The sequence below is a fragment of the Nioella nitratireducens genome (assembly GCF_001879715.1).
Taxonomy (GTDB): Bacteria; Pseudomonadota; Alphaproteobacteria; order Rhodobacterales; family Rhodobacteraceae; genus Nioella; species Nioella nitratireducens.
The window spans coordinates 1-16381 of record NZ_MNBW01000025.1 but is presented as its reverse complement, the minus strand read 5'-3'; the positions used below and the strand labels follow the sequence as shown (position 1 = coordinate 16381).

Annotated in this window: 19 protein-coding genes; 7 read left to right on the top strand and 12 right to left on the bottom strand. The window is 63.9% G+C overall.

Going from position 1 to position 16381, the window contains the following annotated elements; genetic code table 11:
* From BKY27_RS17475 to BKY27_RS17445, 7 genes are read right to left on the bottom strand one after another with little or no spacing between them, the layout of a single operon-like run.
* A complete protein-coding gene (locus BKY27_RS17475) occupies positions 1 to 456 on the bottom strand; it encodes a DUF411 domain-containing protein (protein ID WP_071675775.1) in 456 nt (151 codons plus the stop codon).
* A gap of 3 nt (positions 457 to 459) precedes the next feature.
* Positions 460 to 1833 (bottom strand): M23 family metallopeptidase, encoded by a 1374-nt coding sequence (locus tag BKY27_RS17470; protein ID WP_071675774.1) that lies wholly within the window; start codon positions 1831 to 1833, stop codon positions 460 to 462.
* The gene (locus BKY27_RS17465) at positions 1830 to 2456 is read right to left on the bottom strand and encodes an SCO family protein (RefSeq protein WP_071675773.1); all 627 of its coding nucleotides are present in this window, start codon (positions 2454 to 2456) and stop codon (positions 1830 to 1832) included. Before BKY27_RS17465 ends, BKY27_RS17470 begins: the two co-directional genes overlap by 4 nt.
* Positions 2456 to 2923, bottom strand: a complete 468-nt coding sequence (locus BKY27_RS17460) for a copper chaperone PCu(A)C (RefSeq protein ID WP_071675772.1) — start codon at positions 2921 to 2923, stop codon at positions 2456 to 2458. Before BKY27_RS17460 ends, BKY27_RS17465 begins: the two co-directional genes overlap by 1 nt.
* Before the next feature lie 24 nt (positions 2924 to 2947).
* Positions 2948 to 3607 (bottom strand): DsbA family protein, encoded by a 660-nt coding sequence (locus BKY27_RS17455; RefSeq protein ID WP_071675771.1) that lies wholly within the window; start codon positions 3605 to 3607, stop codon positions 2948 to 2950.
* Positions 3604 to 4026 (bottom strand): disulfide bond formation protein B, encoded by a 423-nt coding sequence (locus tag BKY27_RS17450; RefSeq protein WP_071675770.1) that lies wholly within the window; start codon positions 4024 to 4026, stop codon positions 3604 to 3606. Before BKY27_RS17450 ends, BKY27_RS17455 begins: the two co-directional genes overlap by 4 nt.
* 5 nt (positions 4027 to 4031) lie before the next feature.
* Positions 4032 to 4598, bottom strand: coding sequence for an SCO family protein (locus BKY27_RS17445; RefSeq protein WP_071675769.1), 567 nt, complete (start codon positions 4596 to 4598; stop codon positions 4032 to 4034).
* A 209-nt stretch (positions 4599 to 4807) separates the two neighbouring features.
* Here BKY27_RS17445 and BKY27_RS17440 point away from each other — a divergent pair, with 209 nt between their 5' ends.
* The 5 genes from BKY27_RS17440 to BKY27_RS17420 all read left to right on the top strand — a co-directional run bounded on the left by BKY27_RS17440 (position 4808) and on the right by BKY27_RS17420 (position 7589).
* Positions 4808 to 5236, top strand: a complete 429-nt coding sequence (locus BKY27_RS17440; protein ID WP_071675768.1) for a MerR family transcriptional regulator — start codon at positions 4808 to 4810, stop codon at positions 5234 to 5236.
* Entirely contained in the window at positions 5233 to 5559 is a 327-nt protein-coding gene (locus BKY27_RS17435) for a YnfA family protein (protein WP_071675767.1), read from the top strand. Before BKY27_RS17440 ends, BKY27_RS17435 begins: the two co-directional genes overlap by 4 nt.
* A 70-nt stretch (positions 5560 to 5629) precedes the next feature.
* Positions 5630 to 6400 (top strand): transglutaminase-like domain-containing protein, encoded by a 771-nt coding sequence (locus BKY27_RS17430; protein ID WP_071675766.1) that lies wholly within the window; start codon positions 5630 to 5632, stop codon positions 6398 to 6400.
* Positions 6390 to 7349: a cation diffusion facilitator family transporter gene (locus tag BKY27_RS17425; RefSeq protein WP_071675765.1), complete on the top strand. Its 960-nt coding sequence runs from the start codon at positions 6390 to 6392 to the stop codon at positions 7347 to 7349. Before BKY27_RS17430 ends, BKY27_RS17425 begins: the two co-directional genes overlap by 11 nt.
* A gap of 12 nt (positions 7350 to 7361) precedes the next feature.
* Positions 7362 to 7589, top strand: a complete 228-nt coding sequence (locus BKY27_RS17420) for a SpoIIAA family protein (protein WP_324610020.1) — start codon at positions 7362 to 7364, stop codon at positions 7587 to 7589.
* A 289-nt stretch (positions 7590 to 7878) separates the two neighbouring features.
* Here BKY27_RS17420 and BKY27_RS17415 read toward each other — a convergent pair whose 3' ends face one another.
* The 5 genes from BKY27_RS17415 to BKY27_RS17390 all read right to left on the bottom strand — a co-directional run bounded on the left by BKY27_RS17415 (position 7879) and on the right by BKY27_RS17390 (position 15170).
* Positions 7879 to 9621 carry a recombinase family protein gene (locus BKY27_RS17415; RefSeq protein ID WP_233491880.1) on the bottom strand — a complete coding sequence of 581 codons (1743 nt, stop codon included), beginning with the start codon at positions 9619 to 9621 and terminating at the stop codon, positions 7879 to 7881.
* 470 nt (positions 9622 to 10091) lie between these two features.
* Entirely contained in the window at positions 10092 to 10415 is a 324-nt protein-coding gene (locus BKY27_RS17405) for a hypothetical protein (RefSeq protein ID WP_071675762.1), read from the bottom strand.
* 566 nt (positions 10416 to 10981) lie between these two features.
* A complete protein-coding gene (locus tag BKY27_RS17400) occupies positions 10982 to 13468 on the bottom strand; it encodes an AAA family ATPase (RefSeq protein WP_071675761.1) in 2487 nt (828 codons plus the stop codon).
* A gap of 99 nt (positions 13469 to 13567) precedes the next feature.
* A complete protein-coding gene (locus BKY27_RS17395) occupies positions 13568 to 14134 on the bottom strand; it encodes a PDDEXK-like family protein (RefSeq protein WP_071675760.1) in 567 nt (188 codons plus the stop codon).
* Positions 14135 to 14210: 76 nt separating this feature from the next.
* Positions 14211 to 15170 (bottom strand): hypothetical protein, encoded by a 960-nt coding sequence (locus tag BKY27_RS17390; RefSeq protein ID WP_146636290.1) that lies wholly within the window; start codon positions 15168 to 15170, stop codon positions 14211 to 14213.
* A gap of 130 nt (positions 15171 to 15300) precedes the next feature.
* On the opposite strand from BKY27_RS17390, the gene BKY27_RS17385 reads away from it, so the two are divergent.
* Together BKY27_RS17385 and BKY27_RS20415 are read left to right on the top strand one after the other, a co-directional pair.
* Positions 15301 to 15492: a hypothetical protein gene (locus BKY27_RS17385; RefSeq protein ID WP_071675794.1), complete on the top strand. Its 192-nt coding sequence runs from the start codon at positions 15301 to 15303 to the stop codon at positions 15490 to 15492.
* 631 nt (positions 15493 to 16123) lie between these two features.
* On the top strand, positions 16124 to 16381 hold a 258-nt coding region (locus tag BKY27_RS20415), incomplete at its 3' end, for a hypothetical protein (RefSeq protein ID WP_233491879.1).

The following is a 16381-nucleotide window of genomic DNA, read 5'->3' as shown; positions in this document are numbered from 1 at the left end:
TTACCCTTCCGGGTAGCTCGAATAGACTTCGGTCGAGCCGTCCTTGAGAATCAGAAAGACGTCGTAGGCTTCGCGGTCCTCCTCGGGCCCCATGCCGGGCGAACCGTAGGGCATGCCCGGAACCGCGAGACCGACCGCGTCGGGCTGTTCGTCTAGAAGGCGGCGGATGTCAGCGGCCGGCACGTGGCCCTCGATCACGTAGCCGTCAACGAGCGCCGTGTGGCAAGAGACCATGCGCTGCGGCACCCCGTTGTCGAGCTTGAAGCGCACGAGAAGGCCGCCGAACATGTCCTGGCCGGTCGGTGTGAAGCCGTTGTCCTGGAGATGGTTCATCCAGGATAGGCAGCAGCCGCATCCATTGGTCTTTCGGACATCGATGGCAGTTGCCTCCGCGAGGGCCTGCGCTGCCGGAAACAGTGCGATGGCGAAGGTCAGGGCTTGTGTCAGACGTTTCATGGGTCAGAGCCTTTCGGTTGCTGTCAGGGCGATCTCGCGGTCGAGACTTTCAGCGAGAAGCGCGCGGGCTTCGGCGAGCATCGACCGCGCGGCAGAGTCATTCGCTTCGCGCTCGGCAGCTTCGGCGAGCCGCTCGTCGGAGAGAGGATCGGTCGGCCGACCGTCCACCAGGACCTCGTAGTGCAGGTTCGGACCGGTCGCGGTGCCGGTGGCGCCCACACGGCCGATCAGGTCTCCGGCAGCCACGCGCTGGCCTTGCACAAGGCCGTCCGGCACGGCGCTGAGATGCGCATAGCGCGTCGTGGTGTCCGAGCCATGCGAGATTTCAACCACGCGGCCGTACCCGTTCCGCCAACCGATGAAGCTGACGCGCCCGGGTGCCGTGGCCTGAACCGGGGTCCCACGCGCCGCAGCGAAATCGACGCCGGTGTGCATTCGCACGTTCCCATAGACTGGATGGGTGCGGCGGCCGAAAACGGAGCTCAGTCGCGCGCCTTCCACGGGCTGCGCGAAAACGCGGAGAACCGCGCCGTCGATATAAACCGTGGCCTGACCGCTGCCATTGTCCGGCCAAACGACCTCATAGAGCGCGCCGCCGACCTCGAGCGCAGCAAAGGCCAGTTCCGGTTGTCCGATCCTATCCTGGCCCACGCGCGCCTCGCGCCAGAGAACCCGGAGCGTTTCGCCGCCGGCCATCTCACGGCGGAAATCCACCGTCCCGCCGAGCATCTGCGCCAGGTCCACCGCGAACCGGGCGGGGATATCGGCATCGTCGAGCGCAGCGAAAAGTGAGCTGTCGATCACCGCTTCCCCGGCAAGCGTCACCGTCTCGGACTCCGGGGTGACGACCTGCGTGGCAAGCTCATCGCCGAAGATCGCCTCGATGCGCACGCTGTCCTCGACGGCGAGCGCGACGCTGCGCGGGCTGCCGTCCATCGTCGAGACGACAGTGACGGAATGACCTGGCCGGAGCTGCCTCAAATCGTATTCCGCGCCAAGAGCGAGGGCGACTTCCGCACGGTCGGTCGCCGAAAAACCGGCCTCCGCGAGAACTGTATCGAGCGTCTCACCACTTTCTATCTCGCGCGACCAAGTGGAAAGGGGAGGTTCGATCGTGGGCAATGTAATCTCGGCGGCATCGACTTGTAGAAGTGGCATCGCACTGAATGCAGGCATGTCTTCGGCGCGCGGCTGCACGGATCGCGGGAATTCTACTTCGGCGATCCGGGGAGCTTGGAGCCGGTCCGGTGTCCAGATGCTTGCCTCGGCGAGGCTTGGGGGCGGCGGTTCCTTCGACCAGATGCCCGATACGACGAGACCGCCTGCCGACAGAGCTGCCACCATTGCGAAACCTGACGCGATTGCTCTGATTCTCATGTTGCCCCCTCGGTTTCTTCTTCGAGTGCGCGGCGAATCTTCGGCACCGCGAATTCCCTTGGCTCGTGATAGTCGATCATGGTGACGAACCGCCCCGCAGCGTCGAACAGGAAAACGCTGGCGGTGTGGTTCATCGTGTAGCCGCCACTCTCGGTCGGCACCCGCTCGTAGCTCGCGCGGAAGCCAAGGACGGCTTTCGCGATTTCCTCATCTTCGCCGGTCCAGCCGCGGATCGCCGGATGGAAATAGCCGACATACTCCGACATCGCATCGACGGTGTCGCGCTCGGGATCGACAGTGATGAAAGCCACGGACATCTCGTTTGCCTCGTCCCCCAAATCGTCGAGCCATCCCGAAATGTCCGAGAGCGTGGTCGGGCAGACGTCCGGACAGTAGGTAAAGCCGAAGAACACCATCGCAGGGCGCCCGATCAGCGTTTCCGGCCCGACCTCGTTTCCCTCGTGATCCGTCAGGCTGAAGTCCATGGCGGACAGAGCCATCGGCCGCTGGCCCACCGGTTCGGGCGCCCCAGGCCCGTCGACTTGCCACCAGCCGACAAAGAGCGCGAAGACTAGCGCCCCGGCACCCGCTGCGCCGTATCCAAGGATCGTCCGTCGCCGCATCAGTCGTTCGGACCTCGCGCAGCGATGCCAAGGATCGGCACCTCGACCGTCACTTCGCCTCCGTCGTCAAAGAGCAGCGTCAACGGATAGGATTCTCCTTCCGTCATCGGCGTTTGCAACTGCATCAGCATCGCGTGCAGACCGCCCGGCTCGAGCGACACGCTTTCGCCCGGCGCGATGGTGATCTCGTCGGCCGGAGCCATGGAACTCACGCCATCGGCATTGGTCTTCGACTCGTGGATTTCGGGCATCATCGCGAGCGGTGTTGTAAGGCCGATCAGCGTCACCGGTGTATCGCCGGTATTGCGGATCGTCATGTAGGCGGCGCCGGGGCGGTTCATGCCGATGGACGCGCGGGACCAAGCGCCTTCGACGACCACGTCCTCAGATCCTGCCAGCGCCGGCGTCAAAGCCCCCGCGGACGACAAAAGCGCTGTCAGAGCGCCGGTAGTAAAGAAGGTCCTCATCCTGCTTCTTCCCATTCTCTTGGTTCAGCTTCGCGCCGCTGTAACTTCAGCCGCGACCAGGCTTCGCAGTTCGGCTTCGCCGAACGGGTCGAGCGGCTTGCCGTTCACGAAGAACGTGGGCGTCTGGCGGACGCCCACAGTCTCGACGTCGGCACGGTCCTGGTTCAGGATCGCCACCACGTCCGGCGCAAGCATCTGCGTGCGCGCGGCCTCCGCATCGAGGCCCGCCGTTGCGGCGATCTCCAGGATGAGTCCCGGCTCGGGTGCTCCATGCGACGCCCATCTCGGCTGTTCCCGTAGTACCGCTTCGAGAACCGGCTCAAAGACGCCCTGCATGCGCGCGGCCTCGAGCACGCGAATCGCTTCCTCGGACGCCGCGCCGTGGAACGGCGTATAGCGGATCACCACGCGCACGGCATCGCCATGCTCGGCCATGATGGCTTCGACCACCGGATAGAAGGCGCGGCAAGCCTCACAGGCCGGGTCGAAGAACTCGACGATGGTTACGGGCGCATCCTCGGGACCGAGAACGGGCGAATAGGACCGGATCAGAGCCTCCGCCATCTCCGGGGCGACAGGCGCGGCCTCCGGCACCGGACCGGGGCGTGTTGCGTACCACGTCGCGCCGCCGAAACCGGCGACGCCGAGGGCGAGAACGGAGAGGATCAGGCCGCGTCTGTTCATGTTCGTGTTTCCTTCAGAGAGAGTGCCGACAGCGCGCCGATCAGGGCGAAAGCGGCAAGCGCCATCAGCGGGATCGGAATGCCGAAGATCAACTGGTTGTCGTCAGTGCAGGAGGGACCAGCGGCCGTGCAGGGCTGGATGCGCTCGGGGATCAGGCCAACGTAAAGACCCATGTGCCAGAGCGCGACAGCGCCACCACCGAGCGCAAGCGCGATCCCGTAACGGCCCGCGAGCGGGTCGCGCCACCAAAGGCCGAGCCCGAGAATGACGGCCAGTGGGAACATGAAGGCTCGCTGGAACCAGCAGAGCAGGCAGGGCGTCTGTCCCAGCACCTCGCCGATGAAGAGCACGGCTAGCGACGCCGTGAGAGCAATCACCCATGCCAGTCCCAGTGCCGTTTCTCCGGATATTCGGGTCATGTCGGTCAGATCCTCTCTCTCAGATTATCAAGGATCTCTTCGGCGGACGTGCCGTAGGGCCAGGACTCGGCAAAGCCTGCGTCTGGATCGAAGAGGAACAGATGCGACGTATGCCCCATCGTGTAGCCGTCGGGGGCAGAGGCTTCTTCGATGCGTTCGAAGAAGATCGGGAAAGTTTCCGACGTCTGGGCAATCTGCTCCGGTGTGCCGGTCAGTCCGATGATGCCGGCATCGAACAGGGGAACGTAATCCGCAAGCGCCGTGGGCGTGTCGCGTTCGGGATCGATCGTGATGAAAATCGGCTGCACCTTGGCAGCGTCATCGCCCAGTCCCTCCATCACGGCCGCGACCTCTGACAGGGTGGTGGGGCAGACGTCGGGACAGTTTGTGAAGCCGAAGAAGATCAGCATCCAGCGCCCCGCGAAATCGTCTTCGGTTCGTATCATGCCCTGATGATCGGTCAGTTCGAACTCCGCGACGAAAGCCGGATCTGCCTCTGATCGCGCGCTGTCGGCGCGATAGTCGGACCCGAGCAGAAGCCACCCGAGCGCGAGGGCTGCAATGCCCACCAATACCCAGAGAACTTTTCTTACCGATGCGAGGGACAATCCGGCCTGCCTGCGATTGATTCTTGATTATTTCGGCGTTTACATCCTCTAGCTACTGTAGATTCAAGCCTGATTGTCCGGCTGCGGCGGGAGGTCACGCGTCTGTGAGTCTCGGACTTGCGCTATCAACCCACCAAACCTACAAGGTCTGTAGGTTCTCTTGAGGGAAACATATGCTGACAATCGGCAATCTGGCGAAGAAGACCGGCACCAAGGTGCAGACCATCCGGTACTACGAACAGATCGGGCTCATGCCTGAACCGGGCCGGACGGAGGGCGGGCAACGCCGCTACGGGGATGCCGAACTTGATCGGCTATCGTTCATCCGTCATTCGCGGCAACTCGGTTTCTCGCTCGACGCGATCCGCGAGCTCCTCGATCTCAGCGACCATCCGGAAAAGTCCTGCGACGAGGCAGATGCGATCGCCCGCCGGCAACTCCGCCAGGTCGAGCAACGCATGGCACGCCTGAAAGCGCTTCGCACCGAGCTGAAGCGCATGGTCCACGAGTGCAGCGGCGGACGGACCGCGGATTGCAGGGTACTCGAGGTCCTGCGGGACCATTCGGAATGCCTGACCGAGCACGACGACATCGGCGCATGAGTGCCGCGATTGCCTTTCCGCTCGCAGCGTTGGCCGAGATCGCTGGTTGCTTCGCATTTTGGACGTGGTGGCGTCTTGGCGCATCGCCACTCTGGCTGGTGCCCGGACTTTTCTCGCTTGCCGTGTTCGGCTGGTTGCTTTCGCAGGTTGAGGCCCCTGCTGCCGGCAGAGTCTTTGCCGCATATGGCGGAATTTACATCGTGGCATCGATTGGGTGGATGTGGTGGGCGGAGGGTGAAAGACCAGACAGATGGGATCTTATTGGAGCGGTCATCTGTCTGGCTGGGGCGACGGTCATTCTCGCCGCTCCCCGCAGTTCTTGACAGACAGGGCTTGAAGCTACAGTCGCTGTAGCCTCTATGTAGACCCTCAATAGATTCGAGGATATGCATCTTGCCCGTCGTTGACCCCTTGCTGACAGCCACGCGGCTGCTGGATTTCGAAGCCGCTCCTATTGCGGACCTGGTCGCGGACCGTTGCTGGCACGCACTTGGCGAGCATGACCGGATCGGTGCCGCCTATGATTTCGTCCGAAACGAGATCGCTTTCGGTTACAATCGCTCTGACGACATACCTGCGTCCGAAGTGCTGGCTGACGGATACGGCCAGTGCAACACGAAGGGCACGCTTCTCATGGCGTTGCTCCGCGCGCTCGGGGTCCGCTGCCGGCTGCATGGTTTCACCATCCACAAGGCGCTCCAGCGCGGGGTCGTGCCGGAGCTCGTCTATCCCGTCGCCCCGAAAGAGATCCTTCATTCCTGGGTCGAGGTCGAAACCGAGAGCGGATGGGTCAACCTGGAAGGCTTCATACTGGACGCGCCATTCCTGGCATCGTTACAACGCGAGTTCAGCGAGTCCGAGAGCCTTTGCGGATACGGAGCGGGCACCAGCTGCCTGAGCGCGCCGCCGGTCGAATGGACCGGGCGCGATACCTACATTCAGAAGACCGGCATCGCCAGCGACTTCGGAACCTTCGATACACCCGACGACTTCTACTTGAAGCATCGTCAGAACTTCGGAATTCTGCGCGACTGGCTCTATCGCAACATTATCCGCCACTGGATGAACAGGCGGGTGCGAGTAATCCGGCGAGGACACCTGCCTCGGCTTCCCGGTTTCGCCCAGCCGAACCATCGTCACGAGGAGACGAACCGTGCCGCATGATCACGGCCACGCCCATATCGACCCCGACTCTGGCGATCGACGAGTATCAATTGCGATCTGGGCGAACGGGCTTCTGACCGTCGCGCAGATCGTTGGCGGCATACTTTCAGGCAGCCTCGCGCTGATCGCGGACGCGCTTCACAATTTCTCGGACATGGCGTCGCTGGTCATCGCCTTCGCCGCGCGCAAGATCGCGCGGCGACCGGCCGACGAGCGCATGACATTCGGTTATGGCCGGGTCGAAATCGTGGCCGCTCTGATCAACTACACGACGCTGATTCTGATCGGGTTCTACCTGATCTACGAGGGCGGCATGCGCATGATCGACCCGCCCGAAGTGCAGGGCTGGACGGTCGTGATCTTGGGCGGGGTCGCACTGGCCGTCGACACCCTGACAGCGCTGCTGACCTACTCGATGCAGAAAGGCAGCGTAAACATCCGCGCGCTCTTCCTGCACAACCTCTCCGACGCACTTGCTTCCGTTGCGGTGATCGTCGGTGGGTCGCTGATCATTCTCTACGACATGCGGTGGGTCGATCCGGCCATCACAATCGGCATTGCTCTCTATATCCTCTACCTGGCTTTCACGGAGATCGGTGGTCCGATCCGAACGCTGATGCTCGGCAGCCCGCCGGACATAGACAACGAGGCCGTCGTCGAAGCGATGCGGAACACCGAAGGCGTCGCCGAGGTCCACCACGTCCATCTCTGGCAGATGCAGGAGCATGAAGCTGCGCTCGATTGTCATGTCGTTGTGGAGGCCGAGGCTTGGCCGCAGATCGAAGACATCAAGCAAGTCATCAAGGACCGGTTGAAGGAAGAGTTCGGCATCGTCCATTCCAGCCTTGAATTCGAGCATGAGAAGCGCGCGCACGAGAACGCCGGTCTCTACGGGCATGGCAGCTCAGGAGAGAAGGGGAAAAGCATGTTCAACGAAGCACTAACGTAACATGACGAGGTCATTGGGCTCATCTGCATAGATGAATTGACTGAAGATGACCTCGAAAGGATGCACCGGCTGATCCATGATCGCGTGACCTTAAACAGCAGTCCGGGACTCGTTCTCGGACTGACCCAGTTCGTTGGTCAAAAAACTCCTTCGGCAATGCTTGAGGATTTCAGGATCGACAAAGCTCATGCAAACGACTTCAGGCGTGTCGCGGCAATCGGAGAGCGCCGCTGGATGTAATGGGGCGCGAAGCTGGTTGATCTGTCCACAGCGGCCGAGATGGGGTGGTTTGACGCTGGCGAGTTAAGCGCAGCTTTAGTATGGACGAGCGGACGACAATGGGAATGTCGTCAAAAGACAGCGAATTGCGTCGGTTTTTTGGAGGATCGGGACGATCCCGCAGCCAGTTAACGCGGTTGGGCAGGTTGCATGTGCGGATCATGTGCACAGGATGTCTCGGCTTTCCCTTTTGTCGTCGCCAGGGTTGAAACTGCATGGTTGGCCCAATTGCACGACACGGTGTCCCCTTCTACGCCACAAGCCGCGGGACCACGCTTTCCACCAATCGCAGAAATCGTGAGTTGCGAGCCCCCGCAACCATCGTCACTTGCCTAACGCCCGCAGCACCCCTGCGGGCGTCGGCTTTTGTGGCTACGTCATTGCCGCACAACGACAAAATCGCCCCCAGTTCTCCGCGAAGTTCGATCACGTGCCTGTTCGGCGCGTCCGGGTCCGGCGTCAGTATCACGCTTTCGATCAGGCCGCGCAGCAGGTCCGCGGCTTCTGGCCGGGCTGCTGGATCGTTCAGGGCTTCCGCTAGGTCCGCGACCTTCCGGGCGTAGGTCTCGGCCAGACCGGGGTGGATCGCCACCACCGGTTCCGGCTGGAGCAGGGCAGCCAGCTTTGCCTCCAGCTCCGTCCGTTCCGCTTCCAGCGCGTCCATCTTCGCCTTCATGCTCGGATGGAACATGCCTTCGGTGATTGCCGTCACCACGGCGTCGATCTCCTTGACCACCTTCGCGAGGCGGCGCTCCTGCTCGCCCCGGGCCGCGAGGGTCTCCTGCCGCTCCTTTTGCATCTCCTGCTGCCAGGTCGTGATGTACTCGCGGATCAGGTCCGGGTGCATCAGCCGGCTTTGCAGCCCGTTCAGGATTCGGGTCTCCACATCCTTGCGCGCGATCGTCTTCTTGTTCGAGCACGTCCCCCGGTTCCGTGCGGCGGAGCAGCCATAGCGCGTGGCGCTGATCATGATGTAGCCCGCATCGCAGCAGCCGCAGCTCAGGAGCCCCGACAAGAGGTAGCGCGGGCGTTGGCCGCGCTCGATCTTTGGCGCGCCGGGGTCTTCCGCCCGTTCGCTCAGGATATCGTCCCGGATTGCGCCCTGGCGTTGCTTGACCCGGGTCCAGAGGGCGTCGTCGATGATCCGCAGGTGGGGGACCTCTTCGGTGATCCAGTCTGCCTCGGGATTCATCCGGGCCTGGCGTTTGCCGGTGTCCGGATCCTTGATGTACCGCTGCCGGTTCCAAACCAACAGACCCCGGTACAGGTCGTTGTTCAAAATCCCCGTCCCGCGCTTCCAGTTCCCCGAAATCGTCGAGAAGCTCCACGTCCCGGATCCCTTGCCGCCCGAGCGCGGCGGGGCGATGCCGTCCTTGTTCAGCCCGATGGCGATCGACCGCGCGCTCAGCCCCCGGTCATATTCCGTGAAAATCCGCCGAACGACCGCGGCTTCAGCCTCGTCGATCAGCCGGTCTCCAGTGGTGTGGGTGCCGTCCGGAAGCAGCTGGCGGTCCAAACGGTAGCCATAGCTGATCCCCCCGCCAGATTTGCCTTGCCGCACCCGGCCTTCCAAGCCGCGGTGCGTCTTCTCCGCCAGATTCCGCAGGAACAGGGCGGACATGGTCCCGCCGAGGCCGACGTGCATCTCGCTGATCGCGCCTTCGCCCTTCGTGAACATCTCCACCCCGAGAAACCGCATACGCTTGTGGAGACCAGCAATATGCTCCTGATCCCGGCTCAGCCGGTCCAGCGCTTCTGCAACGACAACGTCGAACCGGCCCGCCATCGCCGCGTGCTGCATCGCCTGGAATTGCGGACGCAGGTGGGTTGCGCCACTGATCGCCTCGTCCGCGAACACCTCCACCACCTGCCAGCCCTGGTCCTTGCAGAGCCTGCGGCAGATCCGGATCCGGTCGGTGATCGAGGCCGCCGACTGCAGGTCGGTCGAATAGCGCGCATAAATCGCCGCCCGCAGGCCTGTCTTCTCTCTCATCTCCGCCTCTCCTTCTCTTCCGCCCGTGTGCGGCGCGCGTCAGCACGTGCCAGCAAGCGCACCAATTCCACCAGCGCCGGGTGCGGCGGGGGCAGGGAGCCTCCCGTTCCCGGCGCTTCAGTCACAGACCCCTGGTCGGGCGTCGTCGCCTCTGGCCATTGAGCCTCTCTCTTCGGGGCCGGGCGCGCCTTGCGCCCGGCCCGGTCTTCCGTCTCCCCAGTCCGGGCCAAGCCCGACTCATGCTGCGTCCGCGCAGCGCGTTTCTTGGTCATCCATAGTCATCCTGCCTTTCCGGCCCCCGATTCTGGGGAGCGTTCAAGAACAAGCGTGAATGGAGCTTCTGCCCCACGGGCCACCTGGCCCGTATGAAAACTGTACCCCATCCTGATACCGCGCGTCCCGCTCGGATTGTGCCCGACCGAAACGCGGATGTGGACAACCTCGAATCCTGGGTACCGCTCCGAACCCGCTTAACCAGGCCCGAAGAGATCCATCTGCCGGTCATCGCAGGGCTGGTTCTTCCGCGTCTTGCGCCGCCGGGTCGGGGTGACACCGATTGCGGTCATCCTCCCGCCTTCAGCCTGAACGCGCCCCTCGCACAGGCGCTTGGCGAAGCCCTTCACGATGTCTGCGGCCCAGGCCGGCACCCAAACCGAAATGCGGGTCATGCCAGCCTCGCGCTTGCGATCCGCTGACGTTGCACTGTGCCTGCGATGGGATGCCCGATAAGCCGCAACGCTCTTCCTGCGCTTCGGGTCGCTCGTCTTCTTTCTGATCCTGTTATCCTTGGCCATGATGGCCTCCGCTTCGGTGAAACCCCGAGCGTTCTGCTGATGGACTGAAGGGTGCCTTCTGCACCTGGCGAATAACTTAGTCGATAGAGGGGCGTTCCGCTACGCCGCCGAAGCCTATGGCGAGCGAAACATGGAGATTACCCACTACAAAGTGGATTGACCCCCGACCACATCCGGCCAAACAGCCTCGGCGCTGACATCAGCACTGACATCAGCGCTCACCCACAATGCGGCGGGAGACGGATCTGGCCGCTATGATGCGGACCGGCCCGGATCCCCGAACCAGCTCATGCCCGCGGCGCGAACGGATCGCACCGGGCGCGGCCGAATGATGACCGCAAAACCGGATCTTTTGCGCCGGGGGAGGTGTTCGCTGAGGTCTGGGCCGGTGGAACGGATCGCGATACCGCCGCTGGCCGCGGAAGACCCGAGTGATCGAAGGCTGATGAGTGGCGATCTCGTGCATGAATTCTCTCCGTCTATATAATGTGTCTCGCGTGAGGGGCCTGGCTCTTGAACGGCGCGCCCAGCCCCTACGGAACAGGACGCACCGCTTGCTGCGTGGTTCACGCCGCAAAGGGCTGGCTAATGTCCGGGTCCGGTACCCGGTTGCTGTTGTCGGCCCGGTCCTGACCCGTCCGCGGGTCGGGCGCAGACGGCGCATTGGCCTGTTCCGGCGCGAGGGTGAGAAGGGTGGCATCCCGGCGCCCGTCCTGAGCTGCCGAGGGGCTTACGGCGTCGTCCTGATCGCAGGGGGCCACAGTCACAGGCCCCGGTCCCGCAAGCTCCGGTACGACCTTTGCGACCAGCGCCTCCAGTGCGGGTCCCGTAAGCAGGCTGGTCTGGACGAGCGCTGCTGCCATCTCCTCGAGCACGGCGCGGTTGGCCTCAATGATCCGCGTGGCCCGCGCCTGCGCTTCCCGGAGCCGCGCCTCGACCCGCGCCCGCAGCAACGGCTCGATGCGCAGCCGGGCAAGAACGGTCTCCGGGTCTCCCAGCCAGAGAAGGTCGTCGCCCAGGCCCCAGCTCAGCTCCATCGCCGCCGCCGTCTGCGTGGCGCGGGCGAGATCGCTGGTGCTGTCCCCACCAGCCCCGCCAGACGGCTCGCCGAACACGAGGATCTCTGCGGCCCGCCCCCCGAAATCGATGGCGAGCGAGGCGCGCACTTCATCGCGGCGTTGACTGTGGCGCAGGAGGGATTGCCGGGTCATCCCGCCGCCGTCATGGATCGCAAGCGATTGCGGGCGGGCGATCCCTGTCGCCGCGCCGACGACCGCGTGGCCGACCTCATGCACTGCGATCTGCCACTGAAGTTCCGACGATACCGGCGGGCGCAGGTCGTTCAGGGCGGTCTCCAGATGCTCGATCGAAAGCGGGCGCTTCTCGCGCCGAGCCAGCCCTCGGGCTGACCGCACCCAGGCCGCGATGTCCGCCCCGCTCATCCCGGCGGCCTTGCTGCCAAAACCGGTCAGGTCCGCATCCGCCAGATCCGGCCAGCTTTGCCACTTGATCGCCGCCGGGATCAGATCATGCGTGGGGTAGCCGAGATGGAGTACCTTGTCGAATCTGCCGGGCCTGCGAACGGCTTTGTCGATCCGTTCCACGTGATTCGTCGCGCCCATGATGGCGACGCCCTCATGCCCTTCATAGCCGTCCATGGCGGCCAGAAGGCCGCTGACCACATACTCGGTCCAGCTGCGGTTGTTGTCCCCCACGCGGTCCCTGTCGCCGACGGCGTCAAGCTCGTCGATGAACAGGACCGCGGGCGCGCGGGCGGCGGCGCGCGCGAAACACTCCCTCATCGCTTTGATCACTTCGGACCCACGGGCACCCTCGGCGCTCCAGTCGGCGATCGATCCGGAAACTACCGTGATTCCTGCCGATTTGGCGATCAGACGCGGTACTTCTGTCTTCCCGCTCCCCGGCGGGCCAGAAAGAAGAATTCCGCGCGTGACGTCTTGCCAGGGGATCTCCCCAGCCTTCCACGCATTCAAGTCAGCGATCATTTGCTCAACGGATCCGCGCACTTCCCGCGGCAGGGGGAAGTCGGTAAGCCCCGGCCCCTTGTTAGCGGCGGGTGTCGTGGCTGCGACCAGAGCCGCAACACCGCCGTCCATCTTGGGGCTGCGCAGGGCAAGGATCAGGTCCCCCGGCCCGAGCCCCTTGCACTGGTCATCGTTCGGCAGCAGGGCGATCGCTGCTGCGTTGCCAGGATTCCGTTCGCCCATGTCCTGGTAAGCGTCGGTCAGGATCTCCGCCAGCATAGTCCGATCGAGCGGCGCAAGGGTGATGACATTCGGCTTCAATGCGCGCAGGGCCGACGGCAGGGACCCTGCCGCAACCGCCAGGGCCACCACAGGGCGCCGCGTTTCCAGCGCCGTGCGGACTGTGGGCACAAGCTGACCGACCAGGCCGGAGTCCCTTTTGCGGCTGTCCTTGGGCAGAACCGCCTCTTCTGCACGCACCACATGGGGCAGGGGCGCATCGTCCGGCCAGATGCGTGCGCGGGCGAGAAGGTGGTCGAGGAGCTTGCAGACTGTCTCATCCAGCCCGGATGTGTTCGCCGCAAGCACCGTCAGCGACCCCGGCGCGCTCAGCGCCGCGTAGAGCGCCGCAGGGCTGGGGAAAGTCTTGCAGAGTCGGGCCACCGCAAGGGCCGTCGCAGGCCGCAAGGTATAGACCGTCGCGTCCGTGCCATTGGGAACCGGCGGCAGGGCATCGGCCAAAAGGGCGGCAGCGGCCTCCGCTTCAGCTTCGACGAAATCAAGGATATCGTCCAGATCTGTCCGGGGGCTGTCATTGGCCGTCTCCTCCGCACGCGCGGGGTTCGAGGTAGGGTTCGCTGGACGCGGCGATGCGGTTGCGGAAACCGGCGCAGCGGCCTGCGCTGCGTAAGGCGGGCAGGTCGTGATGACGCCGGAAATCGTTGCCCAGCCGGGATGCGCATCGATCAGGCTCTGGCGGATCGCCGAGGCGAATCCGTGCCCGTCAGCCGGGGTGCCCGTGCCGTTGGTCGTTGTGAAGGTAGGTGTCGAGGTGGTGGGCTGCGTCATGGGACGTCTCCAGTATGGATGAGAAAAGGGTACAGGTCGGCCGCAACGGCGGGCCGAGAGGTGAGACAGGTGAGTAAGTGTGGGGAGCGCCGGGCTCGGTCAGGCAGCGAGGTCGAGATCTCCGTCCCAGCCGCCTGGGATGGCATCCGTGTGGCCCAGCCGGGCCAGCGCCGCGTCCAGGCTGCGGCGCGGGTTCCGCCGAAGCTCAGTGACCTCGGAGGCGTGGATGACCTGACGAAGGTGCCAGTCCGCCGTAAAGCGCATCACCCCCTCGCTCAACGCAACCATGGCAAGAATATCAAAGTCGCAGCTCTCATACGGACCACGCCCTGTCGCGCCGCGCTCGGAGCGCTGCCGAAGGTTGAAAACATAGTCGCCGTTGACGGTGACTGCGTGGCGCGTCTTGACCTGGATGCGGATGGGGGTGCCATTCGGGAGGATCAACGCACGATCACACCGTTCATGTTCGGGCATGGGAAAAGCCCGTTCCCCGAGCCGCATGAACAGCGAGTCAACGAGGAGTTCAGCCGAGGCGCCCAGGAATTTTGCGTACCGACAAAGGTCCTCAGTGGACATCGCGGGATAAGTGGCCAGAGCAGTCCGCGCGTCGCGGCTCTCGGTGGGGCGGGGCGGCATGGGCATGCCAGGAAGATAGGGCTGGTGCATCAGGATGCTCCGTCATTCATGAAAGAAGAGGCGAGGGGGCCGTGCCCCCTCGGAATGGCGCGCAGGTCCGGCTCGATCAGGCCGCCAGCGACGGCCCGCAGGCGCCATCGCCGTCGGGGCCGGGGCCTCCGAGGTCTTCGAGGGACATCATCTCAGTGACCAAGTGGAAGAACCGGGCCTGCATCGCCCGCGTCCGGCGCGCGACGGCATGGCTGCCCCGCACCATGAAATACGACTGGTAGTCGATGAGCGTTTCGAAAAGGAACAGCCGCGCCTCGTCGTCATCCTTGGCGATCAGGTTATACAGCGCATAGCCCATCTCCCACAGCGCCTGGTCCTCCTCGCGGGTCAGATCCGCCGCCATCACCCGATAGAGCGTTGCGGTCATGTCCTTCAGGGCCGCCTCGGCCTCCTGCATCGCGACGCCGAAGCGATCGGCCCGGACGTCTCCCGCCACCGGGCGCTGAAGCGGCTGCTCGGCGCGAACGAACTGGTCCATCGCCCCCAACAAGCTGGTGAAGGCGTGCGACATCTCGGTATGCGCCACAGAGGCCGTGCCCGCCATCGCGGGGCACGCCGCGCCCGCGGGCCCGGGCAGCGCGATATGCGCCGCGAGCGCGTCGAAGGCCCGGTCCAGCAGGCTGTTGTAGCGGGGGTGGTCGGGCCGATAGAGCGGGAAGAGCACCGTCTCATCGCGCATCGCGAGAAGGTTCCGGATGATGGCCACCTCAGTCGGCTTGTCGGTCGTCAGGACGGTCCTGACCATCTTCGCCGTCATCTGAAGTCCGTAGGTCATCTCATCTGCGGTCTCTCCGGCGAGGATCACCGCGCAATGGGTGAGCGTGGCGGCGCGGGCCGCATACACTGCGCCGGTGAAAGCGGACAGGGCGGGATCCTGCCCGTCATAGCCGCCGAGGTCCCGCTCGGTCTCGGTCAGCTGGACCAGCGACGCGGTCAGGGCCGTGAACCGCGCGAACATTGCGCGCAGCGGGGGTTCAGTGAACGGGGAAGTGTTGATAGTCGTACGTTTAGCCATCGGAGCCTCCTCAAACAGGTTCTGGCGGTTAGAGCGGGCAGGTGTTGGTAGCACCTGCCTTGCTCGCATATCGAACATATGCGATATATGCCCCATTGTCAATATGGAGCATATGCTTTATTTGTGGGTCATGAGCAAAGAAACCGTATTCCCCGTGAAAAAGCTGGTGAACCTGACGGAAGATCAGGCAAAGCGGATATCGGACTTCCGCTTCGAGAAGCGATTGGCATCGGAGAATGAAGCGATCAGGGTGCTCATCGGGCTCGGGCTGGATGCCTCGCGCTCGAAGGACGACCCGACTGACTGCCCCCCGCCAAGGTAAGGGTTTCCGGGAACATGGTCAGGTGGGCCGGTGAACATTGTCGGGTCCGGCCGGGCGAGCTGCGCGAAGTCCGGTCTGGGTATGGTGTCTGCTAGGCCCGGACGCCGGCCGTGCAATGACAGACTGGGCGAATAGACGAGGACGATGTTCGGGTGCAGAAAGAGGGACAGCCCGTCGGAACTTCGGGGCGCCGTAGTGTGGAAGGGGGGCGCCATACCGCGGCGGTATCTCGGGCTTGCCATGGGGCTGGGTGCGGAGGATGGCTGGGTCGGCAAGCCGACACGCCCGGACCGGCCGGCCAGTGCGCTGCGGCGTAGCAGGAGGCGTTGCGGCGAGCAAAAGGGCCACCGGACCCGCCCGAAAAATAACAGGAAAAACAAATCAAGGACAGGGCGGAGCGGGTCCAGCAGGCTGCTGGTCGCAGCGATCGATCGGCCTCCGGGCCGGTCGAGTCGCGAGAAGGGGTCGAGGGGGTATCCCCCTCGCGAACGGTTTTTGTGGTGTCGAGGGTCCCCCGACTGCGCAAAAACATTAGTGAGTAAAGGACCGGAAATCCCCACGGATTTTTCGCTGCGGTTTTTCACGCACTTCGTGGAGGCTTTGATCAGCGAAATCTGACCGGAGCCCGAGCATGTCCGTCCATCCCCGTTTTGACAACCCTAAACCTGTCGCCCGCCTAGAGACCGCGCCGATCGTCCTCAGGTTCGCCTCCATGTTCCCCCGGGACCTGAAGCGCCGCGAGATGCATGACAACCGGACTGGGGGAGATCTCTCGCATATTCGGATGGACCTGTCACATCTCAACACCCAGCTGGACCTGTCACGTCTTTGTGCCGCCCCAAGTGCTCGTTTAGGCCACTTTCCGTTCGAAGGCGACCGGGCTTTTCCA

Bases quoted from the DNA above. Each gene is read 5' to 3' on its own strand.
- BKY27_RS17435 (WP_071675767.1), top strand. From the start codon at position 5,233: ATGAGTGCCGCGATTGCCTTTCCGCTCGCAGCGTTGGCCGAGATCGCT.
- BKY27_RS17405 (WP_071675762.1), bottom strand. From the start codon at position 10,415: ATGGCCAAGGATAACAGGATCAGAAAGAAGACGAGCGACCCGAAGCGC.
- BKY27_RS17460 (WP_071675772.1), bottom strand. From the start codon at position 2,923: ATGAGGACCTTCTTTACTACCGGCGCTCTGACAGCGCTTTTGTCGTCC.
- BKY27_RS17455 (WP_071675771.1), bottom strand. From the start codon at position 3,607: ATGAACAGACGCGGCCTGATCCTCTCCGTTCTCGCCCTCGGCGTCGCC.
- BKY27_RS17470 (WP_071675774.1), bottom strand. From the start codon at position 1,833: ATGAGAATCAGAGCAATCGCGTCAGGTTTCGCAATGGTGGCAGCTCTG.
- BKY27_RS17390 (WP_146636290.1), bottom strand. From the start codon at position 15,170: ATGGCTAAACGTACGACTATCAACACTTCCCCGTTCACTGAACCCCCG.
- BKY27_RS17440 (WP_071675768.1), top strand. From the start codon at position 4,808: ATGCTGACAATCGGCAATCTGGCGAAGAAGACCGGCACCAAGGTGCAG.
- BKY27_RS17385 (WP_071675794.1), top strand. From the start codon at position 15,301: ATGAGCAAAGAAACCGTATTCCCCGTGAAAAAGCTGGTGAACCTGACG.
- BKY27_RS17395 (WP_071675760.1), bottom strand. From the start codon at position 14,134: ATGCACCAGCCCTATCTTCCTGGCATGCCCATGCCGCCCCGCCCCACC.
- BKY27_RS17450 (WP_071675770.1), bottom strand. From the start codon at position 4,026: ATGACCCGAATATCCGGAGAAACGGCACTGGGACTGGCATGGGTGATT.
- BKY27_RS17475 (WP_071675775.1), bottom strand. From the start codon at position 456: ATGAAACGTCTGACACAAGCCCTGACCTTCGCCATCGCACTGTTTCCG.
- BKY27_RS17400 (WP_071675761.1), bottom strand. From the start codon at position 13,468: ATGACGCAGCCCACCACCTCGACACCTACCTTCACAACGACCAACGGC.
- BKY27_RS17465 (WP_071675773.1), bottom strand. From the start codon at position 2,456: ATGCGGCGACGGACGATCCTTGGATACGGCGCAGCGGGTGCCGGGGCG.
- BKY27_RS17415 (WP_233491880.1), bottom strand. From the start codon at position 9,621: ATGAGAGAGAAGACAGGCCTGCGGGCGGCGATTTATGCGCGCTATTCG.